Annotated in this window: 18 protein-coding genes and 2 pseudogenes; 12 read left to right on the top strand and 8 right to left on the bottom strand. The window is 40.8% G+C overall.

Annotated elements, in window-relative coordinates; genetic code table 11:
* Window positions 1-38 precede the first annotated feature (38 nt).
* Genes FS373_RS17405 through FS373_RS17385 form a run of 5 tightly spaced genes read left to right on the top strand, consistent with a single transcriptional unit; the run spans window position 39 to window position 3844 of the window.
* The gene (locus FS373_RS17405) at window positions 39-1028 is read left to right on the top strand and encodes a hypothetical protein (RefSeq protein ID WP_152829960.1); all 990 of its coding nucleotides are present in this window, start codon (window positions 39-41) and stop codon (window positions 1026-1028) included.
* Window positions 1021-1320: a hypothetical protein gene (locus FS373_RS17400; protein WP_152829959.1), complete on the top strand. Its 300-nt coding sequence runs from the start codon at window positions 1021-1023 to the stop codon at window positions 1318-1320. Before FS373_RS17405 ends, FS373_RS17400 begins: the two co-directional genes overlap by 8 nt.
* Complete coding sequence (locus tag FS373_RS17395) at window positions 1320-3161, top strand: hypothetical protein (RefSeq protein ID WP_227992914.1); 1842 nt, start codon at window positions 1320-1322, stop codon at window positions 3159-3161. The genes FS373_RS17400 and FS373_RS17395 overlap by 1 nt, the downstream gene beginning before the upstream one ends.
* Before the next feature lie 4 nt (window positions 3162-3165).
* The gene (locus FS373_RS17390; protein ID WP_152829958.1) at window positions 3166-3378 is read left to right on the top strand and encodes a hypothetical protein; all 213 of its coding nucleotides are present in this window, start codon (window positions 3166-3168) and stop codon (window positions 3376-3378) included.
* Window positions 3379-3403: 25 nt separating this feature from the next.
* On the top strand, window positions 3404-3844 hold the full coding sequence (locus FS373_RS17385) for a hypothetical protein (protein WP_152829957.1): 441 nt from the start codon (window positions 3404-3406) through the stop codon (window positions 3842-3844).
* A gap of 189 nt (window positions 3845-4033) precedes the next feature.
* Here the strand turns inward: FS373_RS17385 and FS373_RS17380 are convergent, their stop codons facing one another.
* A complete protein-coding gene (locus FS373_RS17380; RefSeq protein ID WP_227992913.1) occupies window positions 4034-5722 on the bottom strand; it encodes a tetratricopeptide repeat protein in 1689 nt (562 codons plus the stop codon).
* A 362-nt stretch (window positions 5723-6084) separates the two neighbouring features.
* Window positions 6085-6838 (bottom strand): annotated as a pseudogene (locus FS373_RS17375) (endonuclease).
* A gap of 461 nt (window positions 6839-7299) precedes the next feature.
* Here FS373_RS17375 and FS373_RS17370 point away from each other — a divergent pair.
* Both FS373_RS17370 and FS373_RS17365 read left to right on the top strand, forming a co-directional pair.
* Window positions 7300-8271, top strand: a complete 972-nt coding sequence (locus tag FS373_RS17370) for a DGQHR domain-containing protein (RefSeq protein WP_152829956.1) — start codon at window positions 7300-7302, stop codon at window positions 8269-8271.
* Window positions 8272-9237, top strand: a complete 966-nt coding sequence (locus tag FS373_RS17365; RefSeq protein WP_152829955.1) for a hypothetical protein — start codon at window positions 8272-8274, stop codon at window positions 9235-9237.
* A gap of 528 nt (window positions 9238-9765) precedes the next feature.
* Here FS373_RS17365 and FS373_RS17360 read toward each other — a convergent pair.
* Entirely contained in the window at window positions 9766-10245 is a 480-nt protein-coding gene (locus FS373_RS17360; RefSeq protein WP_152829954.1) for a potassium channel family protein, read from the bottom strand.
* A 116-nt stretch (window positions 10246-10361) separates the two neighbouring features.
* Entirely contained in the window at window positions 10362-11501 is a 1140-nt protein-coding gene (locus FS373_RS17355) for an HNH endonuclease signature motif containing protein (protein WP_152829953.1), read from the bottom strand.
* A gap of 943 nt (window positions 11502-12444) precedes the next feature.
* Between FS373_RS17355 and FS373_RS32065 the strand changes: the two are divergent.
* Window positions 12445-12559, top strand: a pseudogene (locus FS373_RS32065) (transposase); the annotation flags it as partial.
* A 963-nt stretch (window positions 12560-13522) separates the two neighbouring features.
* Here the strand turns inward: FS373_RS32065 and FS373_RS17345 are convergent.
* Complete coding sequence (locus FS373_RS17345) at window positions 13523-13825, bottom strand: hypothetical protein (protein ID WP_144046850.1); 303 nt, start codon at window positions 13823-13825, stop codon at window positions 13523-13525.
* 440 nt (window positions 13826-14265) lie between these two features.
* Between FS373_RS17345 and FS373_RS17340 the strand changes: the two genes are divergently transcribed.
* The 4 genes from FS373_RS17340 (at window position 14266) to FS373_RS17325 (ending at window position 17322) form a co-directional block, all read left to right on the top strand.
* Window positions 14266-14763: a hypothetical protein gene (locus tag FS373_RS17340; RefSeq protein ID WP_152829952.1), complete on the top strand. Its 498-nt coding sequence runs from the start codon at window positions 14266-14268 to the stop codon at window positions 14761-14763.
* A 410-nt stretch (window positions 14764-15173) separates the two neighbouring features.
* Entirely contained in the window at window positions 15174-15989 is an 816-nt protein-coding gene (locus tag FS373_RS17335) for a hypothetical protein (RefSeq protein WP_144046848.1), read from the top strand.
* Window positions 15990-16011: 22 nt separating this feature from the next.
* Window positions 16012-16815: a 23S rRNA (guanine(745)-N(1))-methyltransferase gene (rlmA, locus tag FS373_RS17330; RefSeq protein WP_185976843.1), complete on the top strand. Its 804-nt coding sequence runs from the start codon at window positions 16012-16014 to the stop codon at window positions 16813-16815.
* 300 nt (window positions 16816-17115) lie between these two features.
* A complete protein-coding gene (locus tag FS373_RS17325) occupies window positions 17116-17322 on the top strand; it encodes a cold-shock protein (RefSeq protein WP_005501438.1) in 207 nt (68 codons plus the stop codon).
* A gap of 302 nt (window positions 17323-17624) precedes the next feature.
* Here FS373_RS17325 and FS373_RS17320 read toward each other — a convergent pair whose 3' ends face one another.
* The 3 genes from FS373_RS17320 to FS373_RS17310 form a co-directional block, all read right to left on the bottom strand.
* Complete coding sequence (locus FS373_RS17320; protein WP_144046846.1) at window positions 17625-18524, bottom strand: ABC transporter ATP-binding protein; 900 nt, start codon at window positions 18522-18524, stop codon at window positions 17625-17627.
* The gene (locus tag FS373_RS17315) at window positions 18521-19363 is read right to left on the bottom strand and encodes an ABC transporter permease subunit (RefSeq protein WP_185976842.1); all 843 of its coding nucleotides are present in this window, start codon (window positions 19361-19363) and stop codon (window positions 18521-18523) included. The genes FS373_RS17320 and FS373_RS17315 overlap by 4 nt, the downstream gene beginning before the upstream one ends.
* A 158-nt stretch (window positions 19364-19521) precedes the next feature.
* Complete coding sequence (locus FS373_RS17310; RefSeq protein ID WP_144046844.1) at window positions 19522-20202, bottom strand: YceH family protein; 681 nt, start codon at window positions 20200-20202, stop codon at window positions 19522-19524.
* Between the last annotated feature and the right edge of the window lie 12 nt (window positions 20203-20214).

Raw genomic sequence — 20214 nt, 5'->3', positions numbered from 1 at the left:
ACCCCCAACCACAATCTCAATTAATACAGGGCAAAACAATGTCACTACCAGTAACCGTTTATCGCTGGGACGATCCCGGTGCGCCGCAATTACCAAATAGCCAAGTTAAGCCATCACATTACATTGATATAATTAAAAAATGCCTCGTTGATGGTTATGGGGCTAAAGCATCTCTTGGGTGGACAATGCCATTTGTGAGCCCTGATGGGTTTAAGGCTGTTTTTAGAAATTCATCGGCAGAGGCTAGCGGTTCTTATGTTCAGATAAAATGCAAGACGGGAGCAGATCCCGTTGGTGGAGTTGTTTATTTACAAACTGCACCGCTACTGACTGAATATGACCCAGATTGGACAACGATAAATTGTGCCAGTAAACGATTTGCTTTTGGTGGTAATAGCCGCATAACTAAATGGTGCTTAATAGGCACTAGTGCGGGTTTTTATCTGTTTGCGATTTATGATAGTAAGCTAACAATGAAAATGGGGACATCTGCCCACGTTGCATTTTTTTGCGGCGATATAGATTCGTTTGTGCCTAATGATTTAAATCGTTTTACACTACTATCTTATGCTGCTCACGCCGATCAAATATCGGCCTCTTGGTCTTTGAGTTTAGCGTATCTAAGTCCAGTCAGTGTTATAGGATTTATGCACGAGAGCAATGGTACTAATCATGGCAAGATTATGGAGTTATTAAGTCAATTTATCACATCTCCAACAACGACAACAAACGGTGTTCCCTCAGAATTTAGAGTGTATAGCAGACCATTAATTTCTATAGATGGTTATACAGTTACAGGTACAACAGGGATCAATGCTGATTCGGAAGGGACTCGAATTGGTGACAGTTCTCTACACCCCGCTTATCGAGGTCATGTACCTGGATTAATACAAACTCAAGCCCCAAGGTATTCAGATCAATTATGGCCTCAAACCTCAATGATTGGAGGGCAAGAGCATTGGTTAATACATTCTGGTCATAACGGCGGCTGTAATTTTTGGGTCAATATGGAGTCTTGGTATGATTAACAAATTAAATCAGGTTCTTGTCGATACCAGCAATAACTTTAAGCAAGCATTATTTGAACTGGATGCAGATTTGAATGCAGAAAGGTTTATGATAATTAACCGAAATACGGCTAAAACCATTTTTCACCACCTCGTTCCTCCAAGCGGTATAGTAAAATTAGTTCTCAATCAAAAATATGCTCAGAAGCATGAAATACTCGTCGTTATTCTCGATGATAATGACCAGTACAATGCTGTTTGTATGGATGGCGTTAAGCTGCAAGAGATAGATCCTTTCACGGTAATTATTTAATGAAACTTAGTTTCATCACTAAAAAAAACGGTGAAGTAGTCAGCCCAATATCATTGCGCTTCGATTCGGGTATTGATTTAAAACTCAGGTTCGACACCCCTTGGCCTAATGCAACTAGCCCGATAAAGCTGAGCTTTACGGGAGGGATAGATCCAGAGCCCTCGATCGTTAATAGCATCACCCGGCAGTTTTCGGCGGTGTGGGTGAGTCCTCTTGTCACTGAGTCTCACCAGAGGCTGAGCTATAAGAGCACTCAGCTTGAGGCGAGCAAGGGGCTTAACTGGCTGTCAGAGCGAGCCAAGCAACACTGTTTTAGTTTTGCTTGGGATATTCCGCCTGTTCACATGATAGCCGTAGCTAATGTCTGGTCCGGTACCTTAGCCCACCTTAAACGCTTTTCAACACCCTGGGGCGGCATTAAAACACAAGAGCGGGTGACTGCTATCGCTTACAGCCAAGACTTAGCTTATGTGGTTCGTCAGGGCTTTTCTTGGTTAGATTTTGCGGCCTTGTCTTCTCAATTTATCCCGGTATGGGAAACACTCGATAAGCCACAGGCTCAACATGAGCTGAGCTTTAATACCTCAGCTGTAATTGATGTTTCTCATTATTTAACATGGAGGCCGCATAAGTCATCGTGGCAATGTAGCGATGACTATAGACCTCCCGTTGGAAAAGTAAGCATGCGCTTTTCTAAACCTTGGACTGACTCATCATCTCCAATCGCTTTGCGCTTTGTTAAATCACCAATGGTGTGTGAGTACGATGATGGCGGTGGCCTTATCGATGCAAACCCAAGTTTACCCCCGATAGATTTTGAAGTTCCCATAGAGCCACAACTCAGGAGAGCCTATATCATGCAACCAACTATCGATTGCATAAGAGTGAGTGACAGCAAGCGAATAGTGATCAATAGCGTGAGCCTAAACCATAGCCGTGGCCAGTTCTCACAATCAGTCAGTATTGGCTTTAGCAGCCGTATCGATGCCGAAAATGCAGAAAACCAGCTATTGAAGTTAAGCCTAAATGGCTATGACTTTTATTTTATTTGTGAAGAAAAGGCTGAGAGCAAGTTGTTTGGCTCTCATACTTTTACTGCCAATGGTCGCAGTCGCAGCGCGGAACTAGCCACGCCCTATGAGCTACCCGTTAGCTATACCAATGGCACAGGTCGCTCTTTTGTTGGGATACTGAGCGACTTAATCCAGTTTTCACCTTGGTCAGTTAGCCTGGCGGGTCTTGCTGATTTCACTGTACCGGCAGGGGCATACTCTACATCGGGAGCATCTCCGCTAGAGGCGATAAATGATGCCGCCGAGCAAGTAGGTTGTATGGTGCTGAGTGATGATGACACACAGACTTTAACAGTCGTTCCACGTTGGCCCACTGTGCCTTGGATTATGTCGGGCGCCAATCCTGATATCACAGTACATGAAGCGGTGATCCTTTCTCATTCAATGAGAGAAACGCGCCAGGTACTTTGTAATAGTGTGTGGATCCGGGGCGAACAACAAGGGGTGAGCTGTCAGGTTAAGCGAGCGGGTACCTTAGGTAATGTTAATGCCGCAGATATCAGTGCCCAGCTAGTTGTCGATAATCAAGCCGCCAGAATAGCGGGAACCGTGGCCCTTGCCGACACAGGAAAAAAGCGGATCCATAATATCGCCTTACCTATCATGGCTGACATTCCGCCGTTAACTGTGGGAATGTTGGTTGGTGTTCGTGATGGCGCCACGTTATTTAAGAGTGTTTGTGATAGCGTCAATATTAGCGTCAACGTGTCAGAACAGGGGGAGGTATCAATTGAGCAAGCTATCACAGTCATAGAGTCTTTGGAGTGATCATATGTTTAAGCAATTGAAGAAGACCTTCAATAACCCAAGGCAGATCATGAAGGTGACTAAAGTGAATATCGATGGCACCTTAAATGTTAGCAGCGCCAGTGGCGGCAGTATTAACGCAATAGGCACTGGCACCATAGATACTTGGGTTTACGTGCAAGAGGGGCGTATCTTAGGTGTGGCCGCAGACTTGCCTCACTCATCTATAGAGGTGTAGGCTTGCGGCCTCAAGGAGGAAGTTTATGAGAAATCTATTATTTTTTACTTTACTGGTACCAGAGATGGCGATTAGCGAAGTGTATCAATGCTCTGAAGGTGTTTATCAAGCAACCCCGTGTGGTGATGGAACTGAAGCACTCGATTTAAGTCATGTCGGCAGCGTAGTTGAAAACAGCCATAAATTAGATAACCAAAATAAACAAAATATTCAAAGTTATATTAGCAATCAGCAAGTAGAGCGCGAGATTCATAGTCTAGAATTGCAGAGGAAAACAGCAATAAAGAATCGTGACCGCCAATTAAATAACTTGAGAAATAGAGGCCGATGGGCCAATAACAACTTAGCTGGGGCTACCTGGCAGCAAAGCTTGGCTCAAGAGATGAGTGCTGTTACTCAGCAAGCCGACACGCTAGTTTCAACCATAGACAGGCAAATAGCCCAATTAAGAACTGAGATTAGATAAATGGCATAGGGCTCAGTTGTCGATGCAATGGCTCGAGAGAAGTTTGCTAATTCGGATTCGCCAGAATATGGACATAAGTGAGTTAGGGTATTGGCACTAACTCACTGAGGTTTTGATTAGGCAAAGTATAGTAATCAGAAGTGTGGTAACCATTCTGTAATAGACTAGAGTAACCTAATAACATGTTTGTTATGTATTGTTTTTTAAAAGGGATAGGGAAAAATCGTCCTTGAATTTAGGTGAGAACAGTTTGATTTTATTACCGTCCTCAGATAAAAAACCAATACATGATTGGTCAATATTTCCAGCTAGCCCTAATAGAGAATAAGAGGTGCTGTCATCTTTCTTTTTTGTATATATCCCTTCAAAAGTTGAGCCATATACTTTACCCGTTAATTCAGCAGTGTATGAGGCATCTCCCAAATGTCCAGCCAGCTCTACCCAAGTAGCCTTCATTAACCCCTTATTGATTAAAATGGTCGTTGGATAGGCATTATTAACTAACCAATCCCCATTTAGTGTACTAGAATCTCCTAAATAGTATTGCTCGATATATTTTCTAATAAACTTCTGTCGCTCAAAAGATTTCTCTCTTAATTTCGACCATTTATCACTTTGATTCTTTCTATTCTTATCAATAGCAGAAATAAGGCTATACACATTTTTATGAGGATCATCTAATTTCAGTGCTTGATTTGCTATACTCTCAGCCTCGTCTGCAAAGCCTGCTTCTAGCAGAGTATAGCCTTGGTTTGCCATTGCAAGCGTATTGTTATATTTTGAAGACTTCTTATAGTTTTCTATTGCTTTTATGTTTAAACCTGCATCTAGCGCCCTAACGCCTAAGTTATTGAATGCCATAGAATTATTGCTATCAATTCTGATAAGCTTTATATAATTACTTATTGATATTTCATCAATACCTTCATCACTTGCGGCATGAGCAGAATTAAACAGTTCGTCCCTGTTATATACATCAAACTCCAATGACTTATCTTTGCAGTAAATTGATAAGTGCTTATTTCCCAGAGATTTTTCAATGTTTGATAGCTCTGTATATAGAGTCGATTGTTGAGATTCATCGACTGTATTTAATAGGCGTTTAACAAGGAGGCTCTTCGCTTCTGTTGATTTATCATCCTTAGATAGAACAGAAGCTAGATTAACGATAGCCCTTGTTCTAAGTTTTTCAGACTTTGTCTCAGCTAAAGCAGAGCGCCATAAATCAATTTGCTTTCCATACGTCATGCTGTCTTGGAAGCAAAAGGAAAGCCACGTTAGAGTGTTAAATTTGGAATCCTCTGACTTGGCAATTCTTGCAAGATCTTCTAACTTTTCAATAGCAGAATTATCTTTTTGTTTTTCAAACTTCAAATACAGATAAAAACTTTTATTTCTAAGTAGCTTAGTCTCATCTTGTTCGTCTAATGAATATTGTTTAAAGATGAGATCTGCATCATCAAAGCGGCCTTCATCAAAAGCTTTATTCATTTCGGACGTCCAAGTGCTCTCTATTTCTTCAATTTCGCCGGCCTTTGAATCCACCTCCTCTGAAGCTGGATTTTCATCGGCGCTAGGACCCTCTTTAATAAGATCTTCGCTATCAGATGGGGCTACAGCTTTCATTCCGACTGTTGAATCGCCATTCTTATAGGAAAGAGAAGTGAGCCTAGAAATAAAGTTAGAAATTGCTTTTCTACAAATTATCAACAAAACAAGTAAAACGATAGTAATCGAGTTATTTGAAAGAAAATCAGTAATTATTTTAAGTGCTTCTATCATTGTATTCGATGATTCATTCATGATTTCTATTGTTGCCCTAATGTCTTGGTATATGTGCGTCGTGTGATATCTCAAGATATGAGCAGCGTGTTGCATTTAACCACCACGTCCATGTTTTGTATTGTATAGGTTTTTAGTATTTTTTGGTAGCTGTTCTGTACTACCTCATTTCGATAATCTGCTGATAATAAATGAAATTATCTATAGTGTCGCAAACAGGTCATCTCTCTAATTGTTCATCTTCACGGCTTCAAGTTCAGTATTCATATGAAGATGCCATCCTCGTTAATGCTTAAAATTTTGAGGTGTAGCTTTCTTACGATTCGGGTCTATAGAACAAATTTTGCTGCCGAATGAGAGCGGTAATATCTCATTACTTAAATTATTACAAAATGGATTCACTTACATTTTACTGAGTGTTTTCACTAACTAACTTTGGAGGAAAACGAGATAACTGCTCACCATGAAACTTGTAACCCAGCTGTTTTACATCGACTATCGACCACCGTATTTGCATTTTTCTGTAGCTTTTTTATACGCATTGAGCGCTTACACTCCCATGATGAAACAGGATCTTGCTTGTCCCAGGCTTGCATCAATTGGCGCTGCTGCTTGCTCATTTTGTATTTGGGATAGGTCTGATCCATATAGATGTAAGCACGGGCTATACGGCCGCGAGCGGCTACCGGCGGTTGGGCCTTCATGTTATCGATACGCATATCACAGCTGCCAAAATCTGACTTAGTCGATGGCAACATGGTGAAGTTATAATTACTACGCAGCGCATTTACCGCACCTATGGCCGGAAACAAGTTATGCATATCTGACTGCATGTATCGATACTCGGTATTCATTTTCTCGGCGCACTTTCTGCCTTTGAATTTCTTGCCCTTACTATCGACACAGCTTTTATGGCCATCACGCCACTCACCGAAGGACCTACCAAAGTTTTGAGCCGGCCACATGTTCCCACTCGACCCGCTTCGCTCGTTTAGCGTATTTAGAGGTAACAAAACCAGCCGACGTGAGGATGTTTTTCTTAGCATCAAACTCAGCTGCACAATAGATGGTTACCCGGTGATCACTATACACCTGGCGCTCGAGCATTTTCTTAGCCTTATTGAACGATTGATTTGAGGTATTGCCAGCGCCGATAGCCGCAGTACTAAAGGCTAATTGCAACAAAGGAAGAGTTAGCTTGAGTAAATACATAATGATATTTCTACCAGGGAAGAAGAGTGAATTAACAGAGGTAATATGTTCATCTAAGCAAGAAGAAAGCAAGGCCGACTTAATGAGATAAGTAGCATTTAGCTGTCATTATAAACATTTATAATGGATACCACGTTTAGAATCATAAAAATATGCAGAATATAAAAGATGAAGAAAAGCTGTCCTGCGAACTTAGAATGCTACAGTGCATCTTTATCCTTTAAAATCAGTGTGTTGCTGGATTCCAAAAGAGCTGTGCAGACTTCATAAACACCGACGTATATTTTTATCAGACAGTTTTAAGTGATCTTCTTTACGAAATAAAAAAATATTCCTTTTACAGCAATGGTTTGTAAGTTATAACCTACCTAAATAATCAACAGTCAAGAACGTTATCGTGCAGCTATTCAATAAGCCGTTAGCATTTGAATTAAAACTAGATATTAAACGAAGGAAGTCTGATGAGTGATAAAGAAAGTTATGGTAGTGTAAGTCTAGTTCGCCAAGGTGATTTTAGGTTTTACTCATTTACTATGCCAACTGATGTGCTTGCAGAGACATGTTACGTTGTAAATCGCGATGAAGACCCTATTGAAGGTTTTCAGCGGGAATTGGATACAAAAAGAGCGACTGAAATAGCCCATTACATCGATTCAGGATTAGGAACAATTCCTAGCTCAATTGTCTTGTCAGCGCAAGAAGGTAGTGAATTTCATTATGACTCGAAAAATAAGTCCGTAAGTTTTTTGAATATTAATAAGGCATTCTTAATCATTGATGGGCAGCATCGAGTTTATGGTTTTAAACTCGCGAAAACAGCGCTAAGAATACCTGTAGTCGTGTATGAGAATCTATCTAAACGCGATGAATCTAGACTGTTTATTGATATCAATTCAAAGCAAAAAGGCGTGCCCACTGAGCTTCTCTTAGATATCAAGAAAATGGCGGAGTACGAGAATGATACTGAGCAATATTTGAGGGAGCTTTTCGATACATTTTCAACGGAAAATGATAGTGCCCTGTATAATAGACTGTCAGCATCAAAGAGAGATAAGGGGAAAATAACACGTGCAGTTTTTAATACTGCTGTAAAACCGTTGGTGAAAGTATTTGGGAATAAGAATGCAGACGAAATATATGAAATTTTCAATTCTTATTTAATTGCTTTCAATGAAGGGATTTTAGTTCCTCATCAATTAGAGGAACAAGCATTTAATACTACTGTATTTAAAGCGATTTCGGGTTTTTTCCCAATAATCACTGCGAGAGTAAAAGACAGGTTTGGCGCAATTTATTCTGTTGATAATTACTATGAATTTACGGAAATTACTGGTCAAAGAATTAAACCAGCCAAGCTTGCGAGCCCTACCAATGCTTATAAGCCGATCGTAGATCACTTAGAGGAGTCATTAAAGCAGGAGTTTACTCTTTAAATGACACCTGAGATTAAAATAATTCACCAACTTTCGTTGAATGAGATATTTGAAGTAAATCTATCATCGGAATCGGACCTAAAGGCATGGGTTGCAAATGGACACTACTTAATGTCGAAGTGTCTGGTACCTGTCGGGAAGAATCGAGCTACTGAATTCGAGTTACGATTTCAGCAAACGGAAATCCTCCATGCCTCATTAGCAAACGATAGTAATAGATTTGCTCAAGCGGCGATTGAGTCTATGTGGAGCGTAGGAAAGGTTAATAAACTGCCAAAGAGTACAGGTTGGGCAGCTGTTCAAATGTATTATTCTGCTTTTTTTGCAGCCCATGCTCTATTACGAGTTTATGGGCGGGCATGTAGTCAATTAGAGGGAGACCATGTAGATAAAGTTTTCCAAATTGCGAGTGCAACGCAGCTTGACGGTGGCGTTTCTAGCATAGAAAACGGATTCTATTTTTCATCAATTTCAAATAATGAAATAACGTTCAGCAAACTAAAAGATTCACATGCTGATACATGGTCATCATTTTCAAAGTTACTAACATGGTTGATTGATAATATTTCAAATACTACCGGGCTTGGAAAGCAAAAGTCAGAAGCATTAACTTTGATTTCAAATATTAAAGCTGCATTAAACATGTCCGGAGCGACTAAAGGAAATTGGCCATCTAGAATTAGAAATAAAATTAATTATCAGCATACTCACGGTGTATGGTATCCCTATAAAGGTGCGCTACATGATCATGATATGGTGTTGAGGAATACTGAATGGCTAAAAGATCCAACTTCTTTTGACTTGGGATCCAGTAATAATGATATTTCAATTCTATACAATGTGAGTAACGCGATTTTGTCATTAATGTACCACCTCATGAAGTATGGCTATGAGCGCTCAGGAAAAGTATCTTTACCTCTAAGTAATGGGTTATTTCGTCTAATAAATCAAATACAGGCAGCATAATACTAACAAATGACTGCCAGTTGGACTGGTAAAAGCTCTGACCGTTGACTGCTGAACTAGGCGTTGCCGTATATAAGGCGGCCATATTGTCTTAATGCCAATAGCCACTTTCGATAAAGGGGTCTGAGCCAGGGTGAGAGCGTGAATGCTTTTTGAACGACAATTGAATGATTTTAGAACCAATCTAGAGCGATAAACAATCAATCGTATACAGTTAGTTCTGGCTTCAGTTTAAAGCTTGAGCATAGTGAATAAAAAACATTCACTCGTGATCTTGCCCTGGGGTCTGAGCCTGACGAATCCCCACAAAAGATAAACAGAAATAATAAGATAGGTGAAAAGTCGAGGGGGATTCATGGCAATTGGTGACCAAATTTATCGAACAAAGGGGTCGTAGCTAATTAACGTTTAGAGCGATCGCTCTAAGACGTGCCTGGACAAAAGTTAGTTAGTGCTAAGACTCTAGCTCATTAGTTTTTGATTAGGAAAAGTATGGCGGCCGGATGTGCGGTAATGCCCTATTAACACCTACTTCATGGTTTTATTATTGAGATTGGTCTGATACTTAATCAACAACCAGCCTGCACATAAACCTAAAAACAAAGCGTTATATATGTAACCTAGCATTGCCTCTATAGAAGCAGTTATTCTCATTGATTCTGTTGGTTGAAAATCCCCATAGCCTAAAGTTGTCCATGTCACTATAGAGAAATAAATCATATCGATAGGCTCTTTCGTAATTTGCCCCGATGGATCCAAAATGCCATTCATTTTATATAAATTAGCAAAAACCAATAAAGAGATAATTAAGGTTGATATCAGGTCATAAATAAACAAGTTAATATTATTATCAAAATTACTATAAATTTTCCAAATAATACTAATTATGGGATAAAAACTTAATGCAGATAAAGTATAAAAAAGCAAGTTATTGTTTGTATCTAGAAATAAAAACAGTAAAAGGCTGAGTACAAAAAATGGGGTATATAAATATTGAAATAATTTCATTTACTTCTCTAAGTGCTAACGACTTGCATCAGTTGCAGCCCGTAGGGCCGAATGTAGCTAATTTTTGGAACGAAGTGCGAAGGCCGTAGTGGAGAAATGTTAACTGCATACAATTGTTAAGTGCCATGATCAAACGCCCCCATAATTTCTAGGTCTCTACGGCTAATTATGCTTTCTAAGTCTTTGTGACTGCCCATATTTAAAGGGGGTAGACATACAAAAATCGGTGAGCAGCTTATAAGCCATGTTCCATCATCTTGTTTATGAACTGAACGAACAAGAGAGTAAATTAGATGACAGGTCTTTGTTCCTAGTCTTGCTATCGCTGACACTGACATCATATAGCTAGGGTCCAATATCCATTCAACTCGAAAGCTTCGTTTTTTGTAATGCATTTTTATCGGCGGAGTGGCGCCATTTAGAGGTAGGCCTGGGGACTTTGAGTAAACCCCGCCAACGAACGTTGTATACCTCCCACAGAGATTATTCTCTTTCAACTTAGCTACAGAAAAATAGCTTCTCAGATCGACAAATTCCACCCTTCCAGCTATGCGCTGAAGAAGATATTTGTAATGCTGAGTTTCCCCATGGGTTATATAGTCAAAAAGGTAGCTTCCAGAAGACAAGTTCTCTTGTACATATTTTTTGTCAAATGAACCAAACTTGTTGAGAATTCTGGCTTCGACAAGCCTGCCAGTGAGGTTCGTTGTAGGTATTTCCTCAAACAGGCTGATGCAGAGCTCCTCTACTCTATTTATATTTATGTAATCGATTCCTGATTGATCAATGTGAATCAATTGAGATGCACGCAATTCATTTTGCCTCTCTACCTTTTGCTCCCAGTTGTTCTTAGCTCTTCTCAGGAACTTAGGGTCGAGCTTCATGCTGAGTCCCGATTGGTGAGCCATGTCATGATCATTGAGGCAGAGAACAACCAAGTTGCTATAACTATTGTCTCGTGACTGTTCGTATGGAATTATGTGATGAACTACAAATGACTTGCCCTTGTCACCCTTGCAAACACAGCAAAGTGCATTGTTACGTTCAATTAGGCGATGTAAAACGTCAGTTTCGATTGGCGATCTTTTGACACACTTGGCAATTTCCTTTGCCTCATTAGCGTTCAAACCAAAGTTTTTTACCAAGTTAGCCAGAGACAGCGGGCGGCATTTTGAAACTGAAAGCCCAACAGATTCTGCCCGAGCAGCTAAATCAGTAGACACCCCATATTTGAGGAGATTTTCTGTGATATTCAATGGTCACCGTCCATGTTGATTTGGCACCTAACGTTTATATAGTGCGCATGCGTGTATATTTGGCAAAACACGCATGCACATTTAATAAATCTATTATCTAAACTGCGCTTTGGCAAAGCCATTGATTAATAAGCATTCTATCATGGAGGCGCAGAAAAAACGAACAAACTTAATCGAAAAATGCGCATCGATACAAATGTCTGACTGAAAGCAGCCAGTTAGTGCCATTAATGGATTAGTGAAGCTAGGCCAACTGACTGGTTATTTACTTAGGTTGTTTATCGAATGCAACTCGCTTTGAGGCAATAGTAAGTTAGAGAAAAAAACAGATAAGATTCAATTCTCCTCGGAAAGATGACAGGCTACGTCTAAACCAGCAAAGAGGAAAGAAGAAATTAGTTTGATTTATGTTATTCAAGCTATAGGTTTAATTTGTTAAACATATGCCCAGTTTGGAGTGTTTCTATCTACTGTGTTTGTCAGCCTGCCTTCACTTAAAAAATCAACTACTTAAGAACCAAGAAGCAAGGGGAATGACAAAAGTGCATCATAAAGTGCATCATGATACTTTTAGCTTAATAATATTTATTATTAATCAGTATGTTAATTGGCAGGGTGCATAGTCGTGCCAGAAGATGGTGTGGTTTGAACTGTGAGGCATAGGTGATTATTTTTAGGAAATGGTTGTCAATAATCATAGCATTCTATTATATCCCTTGTCGTTAGCCTGATTGAGTACGCTGGGCCGTTAGTGGTATAAATCAGTAAGTATTGTGAGATTACAAATAACAAGCCAGCCAGTGAGCCTAGATAAAGCGGTAGAAGATTGGAGGTGAAAGTCCTCTGTTTAGACCTGCATGGCGTATGTGAACCACTCTTCATGAATAGATATTCCCATTCGTGCCAAGGTGGCAGATACAGCAGGATCCTCAGAGTTCAATTGCTGTTTAAAGGCCCTGTAGAAACGCTCCAGGAGTTAGATGCTTACTGTCAGCATCTAGAGCGTAAACGTAGGCAAGGGGGCTGCGAATTGCCATAAATGGATAGATAGTGCCTAGCAGAGAACCATTTTCCCAATAGAGTACAGATCTCAAGATAAAACAGTTAACCGAACTTATGTTCGGAATTTTTGATGGTTTAATTTTAGAGATAAGTCGACATTTTAGATTTTAATAATCAAGTTACTCTCATTTATGCTTATTTAGCAGGAAAAATGTTGAGTCCTGAAATATGTGGTGCTCTTCTACTTTGAACAAGGGCGGGGGAATTAGCGGGTTGGAGTCACTGAAAACTAAATCGGAATCTAACTTCCCATACTAGAATGATTGATTGGTGACGAGTAACCCCCCTAAAGCTCAGTTGACGAAAATGAAATCTAGGTAGTTAGACGGTAAGAAATTAAGGCAAAAAAAACCGCTAAGATAGGGTTGCAACTTAGCGGTCAAAAGATAGCAATGTTTGATAATGAGTAACGCAAAAAAGCAAGTGGAATGCCTTTCCTTCGCCACTAGAATGAGGGATAGAGTAATACTGAGCAACTCTCCCTATGGTCAGTTGACATAAAGATGAAATCATCAACCATAAACGTGGTAAATTCAGCTTCAAGTGTACAGTTATTTCTTTGATATAAATCATAATAATTTAAATTAAATGCAAATTTTTTAGATGCTGGTTCAGGGCTGTTAAAGCTGTAATGTGGTCCTTTGAAACTCCTGTTTTTCTGAAGAAACAAGTAAAAAATCACTCTTGATAATTAGCCTATTCCAGCACTGTGACACTTGAACCTATAATGGAGCTCTATACCTTGAAATGATAAAGTTCAGTCTAGCTTTTAATTTAATTATTAAGTGTTTTTTTGAATAAGCTTCCCATCATTGGTATGCTCAATTGAGTTGTATTTAATTAAGTCATGCTGCTTTTAAAGTGATGAAGGTTAATTAGCATTTGGTAAAGCTAGAGTTTTTTTAAATGATAATTTAATGTGTCGCCACTAACGGAGTAGTAACGACTAAGTTATGACGTTAAAGTGGTCTTATTGAAATCATTAGCTCGGTATTAAAGAACTCACCGTCACTTTCTACCCAGTTTCCATTAATGCTATCTATAAATAAATTAAATTTATCGCCGCTAGAAGTTCTTATGTCGTAGTATTGACCTTCGCTCATTGGTAGATATTTGTTTTTTCTCATAAGCAGTTCACTTTGGATTACTTCATTGTTTTCAAATTGTTTAGTGGTTTCTACTGGGTTTGCTACCGCTATGCCGACGAGCGGAAATAATATACTTGCATATAGAAATATTAATAAAGTTTTACTGATTTTCATTTTTCTTCCTTTTCAACTTTATGACCATGATGAATAATTAACCTTCGCGGTTAGGATGAATAATGAGTCGATAATGAACAACTCACCTAAAAGGCAGTTGACGAAGATAGATGATATCTGGTTAACCTATCTATTTAAGAGGTAACAAGTATCCCTCATGCCCTGCTATTATACCCCTTGTCGTTAGCCTAATTAATAACCCTGAACCATTGATGCTATTTAGTATTCTGCTGTTTAAATAGGCATTGGAATACTTCTTGCCATCCTTAGATGTTGCTCACCTAACACATTGATGTTATTAGAGTGTTGTTGCAAGCTGTCCCTACGGTCAGCAGCGATACTACTGCCTTTTATGTTTTAATTCTGTTCTGCACTGTTGCCGTTGAATTAATGGTGGCGTGTGTCCTTGAAAATAAGTTTTTTATATAATTGGTGATAAAATGATTAACAGCAAAATAGCTAAGGTGATAGCTTCTGTCCTTATTCTCTCCTCAGCTTATGCTTATGCAGAACAGACAGGAAATTTAAAGTTTGATGAAGATGCAGCCATGGCTGAAACAGCTGAAATGGCTCAGGATGATCCGGTAAATTATTCTGGTGACGGTGGATATGCACAAGTAAAGGTATTCAATTCAACAGATCAAAATATAGAGGGAGTAGCTAAGTACAAATGGTGCGGTCAATCGACTTTCAAACTTTCTGCCAATCAAGCTTTTAGAGATGTAGGGCGTAATTTATGCCTAATTAGCTCAATCGAAATAACATTCCCTGACAATCCTGATGCAACAGTTTTTAATTATCATAGTTCGGGAACGAGCTTTGCTGAATTTGTACTGTTTAAAAAAGGGGAGTTAGGACAGCATTATACAGTAACAAGAAACACCAGTACCGATGACCCTTACAATATGCCAAATAATGAGTACGTAGGGCGAAATTAAGTACTCATATAATTAATCACTCACTTTGATAGTATATCCAAAAGCCTCATGTTGGGGCTGAGTTATTGAGTTATTGAGTTATTGAGTTATTGAGTTATTGAGTTATGATCGGTAATGAACGGCTTGCCTAGAAATATGTGAGCCGTTTTGCTTTGTCGTAAAGTGTATTATTTATGAAGCGGTAGGCACTGTACTATTAGTGAACGTCTTAAAAGCTTGTCATTGTGGAGGCCATAAAATTACAATAAGCTCAGATCACAGAGTCACCCATCTATTTTTGATAGTGTCGGGCCGATGCTAATAATTAAATTGTCATATTCGTTTATCCTGTTTGTTTTTAGTCTCTTACCCCTCTGGTGCTGTAAAAGGAAGCAAGGTACACTGCCTCCTTAACCTGAGGTGAATTTGTCATGTTTGAACCCTTGCTAACCCAGCCTGAAATCCTTACTTTTGATCATGGCTCGACTCTCAATATATATCTTAATGAAACTGTCAGTGATTTTGGTTTGCTACAGGCCATGAGTGGTCATGTCGGTGAGTTTATTTTAGTCGAAGTCGGTCCGACATCATTATCTGTGTTATTTAGGTTGCATCCATTTTTATCGCTTAAGTGCGGATCACAGCTGACGCAAACAAAACCTGACACCAGTATCCTCTCAAGAGGGGTAGGGCAAGGTTGGCGGTTATTTTCTGGATTAGGCGTTTCTCCCACCTTATGTGGACAACAGCTGAGGTCTGGACTGGCGATTAATATAGACTTCAAAGCCAATGAAAATGTCGAATTTAGTATAGCCGATTCTACTAAGTGGCAATTAGTGGCGCTCGAAGAAGACTTGCGCCTGTTTCATGGGCCCAGAGAGTTAGTGCAGGCGAGGGCTTTGGTGTCGAGAGAGGTGCTTCATGGTTTCACTACCGAGCAAATTTTACTCGAGCTTTCTGAGCTGGAAAATGTCAGAAGCGATCTTTCCAGGTTTGGCTGTAGCGAACTCGTGCTAAGACACCCGGATGTCAGTGTGGAAGTATTGAAGCTTGATGCGCAGCTGTCCCGCAAGAAGCAGTGGCTATCACGGAGTTTCAATCAATCTGTGGAACGGCCAAATTGGCAAGCGGCTTCGCATCATAAATTAACTAATGATGTTCAGGCTCGAAAATTAGAGTATTATCGCCTGCTTTCGACCCCTGCCGTCAATGACATGATACAAGAACTCATTTTGGATGAAGAATAACCCTAGGACCATTGGATTAAAAATGAAATACGTTTGCCCCATCTGTAAAACCCCTTTGATGCTTCAACAGAAGACCTGGTCCTGCTCCAATAATCATAGATTTGATTGTGCTAAGGAGGGTTACGTCAACCTGTTGCCGGTACAGAACAAACATTCTAAAGATCCTGGCGACAATAAAGAGATGATGTTCGCTAGGAGAGAGTTTCTTAATCAAGGTCATTACCAACTGCTCAGTGACAGAGTGAATGCACTCGCCAAGCACCGTTGTCCGGGCGCCAAGCTGGGTTTGGATGTCGGCTGTGGGGAAGGCTATTATAGTCACCGTTTGTTTGATAGCTTGCCTGAGCTGGACCTGCAAGGGCTGGATATCTCTAAGTCAGCATTAAAATATGCGTCTAAGCGATACAAAGACATGAGTTTTTGCGTTGCCAGTGCATTTGAAATGCCATTTGAAAATGAACAGTTCGATTTCATGTTACGAATATACGCTCCTTCATTAGACGAGGAGCTGAGACGAGTCATTAAACTGGGCGGCACGCTCATTACGGTATCTGCTGGCAAGCATCATCACTTTGCCCTGAAAGAACTCATTTACGAGGCACCTAAACACCATATTAGTGAGAGTAGCTATATAGAGGGCTTCGAATTAGTGCATAGAGAAAATCTAGAGGCTGAGCTGGTGTTGAGCAATGAAGTGGATATCACTCATTTCCTTAATATGACCCCTTATAGCTGGAAGTTAACTCAGCAGCAGAAAGCCGACATGATTAGCCAAGGCCTCAAGTGTGAACTCGATTTTAAAATCGAAGTATTTAAAGCAATTTAATTTTTAAATTACAATGATCGATTAAAAAGTGACCAAGCGTTTGTTTTTAGTGTTTTTCCCCCATTTATTGCTAGCGCTAATTTGGACAAGCGACAGAAAATAAAGCGAAATTAGACTGACTTATTGTGTTTGATTGTTGACATAGGCTGAGAATGATTTATAGTGAACGCAGCTTGAAGGTTGGGCTTATTTTTATGTATCAATGCGATCCGTTCGTCCTGTTAACATAAGTAATACCGGCATTTTCCAGCTTACTGCCGTTTTGGCTTTATTTTTTTATTTAGTTACAGGATTTATATCATGTCTCAAGTTACTGGCGTTGTTAAGTGGTTCAACTCTGACAAAGGTTTTGGATTTATCGAGCAAGAGTCTGGTCCAGACGTCTTCGTTCACTTCCGTGCGATTCAGTCAGACGGTTTCAAAACTCTTGACGAAGGTCAGAAAGTTCAATTCACTGTGACTCAAGGTCAGAAAGGTCCACAAGCTGAAAACGTAACTATCGTTTAGGTTTGGACTTTCGATTAGCTTTTAGCTAATCCAAAAGAATTTGTAAGAGCTGCGATTTATCGCGGCTCTTTTTTTGCCTGCAATTTAGAAAATAATAATTTAACTCAAAGTGTTAGGCTTTCTGGAACTCTCATTCAGCATAGTGTTAGCGAGTTGACTAAGGGCCACTTCTGGCACCCAAACTCATCTTCATTTATACCTTTGAACAAGCCTCTCCTATAAACCTCATTCCTCTAAAGTTGTGGGTAAAAGAAGGGCGCCTCATGGGCGCCCTTGCTATTGATTGATATGATGGTATTAAGTTAAGAGAAGAGTTTGTCTTCCAGAGTACGTCCCTTGAGTATCGCCTTGTACCTCCAGCCGAGACTGGCGAATAGGGTAAAAAGCTGCACCTCTATATCTTTTACCTCACTGGCTGCGTAATGAATTAAAAATTCATTCTCCTGTTTAAGGGTCACCGAATTTATGCCTGTTAGCGCTTCAACTCGTGCAATTAACGCCTGATTGTCGCACTCCTGCATCGAAATCGTCAGGTACTCATCGAGTAAGTTCTCCTGCATAGAAACAGATTGGCCTAACTTTCCTTGATCTAAGTAGAGCACCTGATCGCAGAGTTTCTCTAACTCATCTAAGTTATGTGAGCTAATGACGAAGGTGATATTAGCTGAAAGGGACTTGACCAGCTCACGGACCACCTTGGCATTGACTGGGTCCAGTCCTGCCGTGGGCTCATCTAATAGCACCATCTGAGGTGAACCTATTAAGGCTTGAGCTATGGATGCACGCTTACTCATTCCATGGCTTAATGCCGTTGGCTTTTGCTCGACAACATCACTCAATCCCACCAGTGACAGGACACGCAGGCCCTCGGCCTTAGCCTGGTTCTTAGTCAATCCCTGCAGGGTGCCAAACAGGGTGAATTGGGTGATAAGGTTTAGGTTTGGATCCAGGCTGGCGTCTTGTGGTAAGGAGGAGACTCTGCCGAGTAATTTTCTGCTGCCGGGCTTCTCACCCATTATGGTCACTTTGCCGTGACTGGGTAGCAGGTATCCGCAAAGTAAGCTAAACAGGGTGGTCTTGCCCGCACCGTTCGGGCCTACGAGGGCGATTGGTGCCCCGGGTTTCAGCTCGAGTGTGACCGAATCCAATGCGAGTTTACTGCCGTAGGATTTACTGAGATTTTCACATTTAATCAGACTCATAGTGAACTCCTGATCATGTAACTTCTGCCTATGAAAAGTAACACGCCTGCTTGAATGAGAGGTATCGGGGCATAAATCAGGCTAGCGATCCCTTGGGTATTGATCATCATGCTTAGCTGAGCACCGGGTAATATCCAACTTAATAGTTCCCCAACCGCGGGCAGCTGACTATTGACGATAGCAATCACAATCGCACTCACGGCCCAGAATAAGATGGCGTAGATAGTGGCTTGTCTCGCGGAGTTAGCGTACAAGGAGAGCAGGGCCATCAAGGCCGTGTATGGCAGCAAGATGATGAAGATATTAATAAACACCATCAGGCCTGAGCCTAATGCGGGCAGTAACAGGCTGGACTCCCGTGACAGTGCCAGCAGTATCGTGGCCGCTACAGTTAACATTAATAGTAAAGATTGAATGAGCATGTGGCCGATGAAGCGACCGAAAAATAAACTGTCTCGCCCCGTCCTTAAGATCAAGAAGCGAAAGCTGCCTCTGCTTTTATCTGAGGCAAATTGATCGGCGGAGACAAAAATGCTGAACATGGGAAAGAGATACAGGGCCGCGACCCAAAATATCGCCATCTCAGCCACTTGCCACTGGAAGAGTTTATCGACCGAAGACTCGCCAAATATCCCGGCGATCAACTGCCTGAAATCCGCGCTCAGGAGAATATCCGAGGCGCCGCGAATGGGATAGAGTAAGATCAACATCCACACGAGTGTGAAGGCGATGAGGGCGATCAAGCCCTTAGGATTAAACAGTAACTTCTTTAATTCAAACTTGGCCAGTATGAGCGTATTGCGCACTAAGCCGGTATTTAGGTTAGGTTCCAAAATCATCCCTTATTATAGTTATCGAACACTGATACAGGCGTCAGATTATGAGTTGAGAAAATCCTGCATGTATTGCTATCGAAGATATACAGACGTCAGGTTATCATTGTCATATATGTGCTTGTATCTCGTTTAGTAACATGCTGTTTCATGTGGCAGCGCTATCAGTTGAGAAAATCCTGCAGTGCTTCTTTTAACTGAGCGACTTCCTGCTCGAGCGTGGTCACTCTTGCGACTAAATCGGCTTGAGCTAAGCTCTGGTCTTCAGTGGCAGATTCTGGGGCTGCGATTGAGCGAGCGCTTGTTGGCGTGAATGCCATATCAGATCCACTCGCTTGGGCCACCTCGTCTGAAAAAAGCCCGATAAAGCGTGAGTCTCGTCTCCCAGGCTCTCTGGCAAGTTGCTTGACTAAAGCCGGGTCGGTGAGGGTTAACGAGTGTAAGGTCTTATCGACTTCGCTGACATCGTTGAAAAGGTGTAAACGGCCACTTCGACTCTTCAACTCTCCCGGTGTCTGGGGCCCCCGTAACAGTAATAAGCAGATGATGGCGAATTGAGCCGAATTAAACTGTAGATCGCTAAACTCGGTGTTACAGAATCTATGCTTATACTTAACCACTCGCGAACCGAAGCCAGTTTGATCTGTCACTAGCCTGCGTTTCATCAGCGCATCGATACTGGCTTGAGTTTCGGCTTCCGTCATGGCAAGAACCGGATCTCGACTCGACTTTTGGTTACAGGCCATAGTGAGTGAATTGAGCGATAAGGGATATTGATCTGGGGTGGTGACTTCTTTCTCAAGTAGACAAGCGATCACTCTTGCTTCATGGAGCGTTAGATTCATTTCAGTAAACTC

It is taken from the genome of Shewanella sp. YLB-07, from assembly GCF_009377275.1.
The sequence above is the reverse complement of the archived record's forward strand: the minus strand, read 5'-3'. Positions and strand labels throughout refer to the sequence as shown.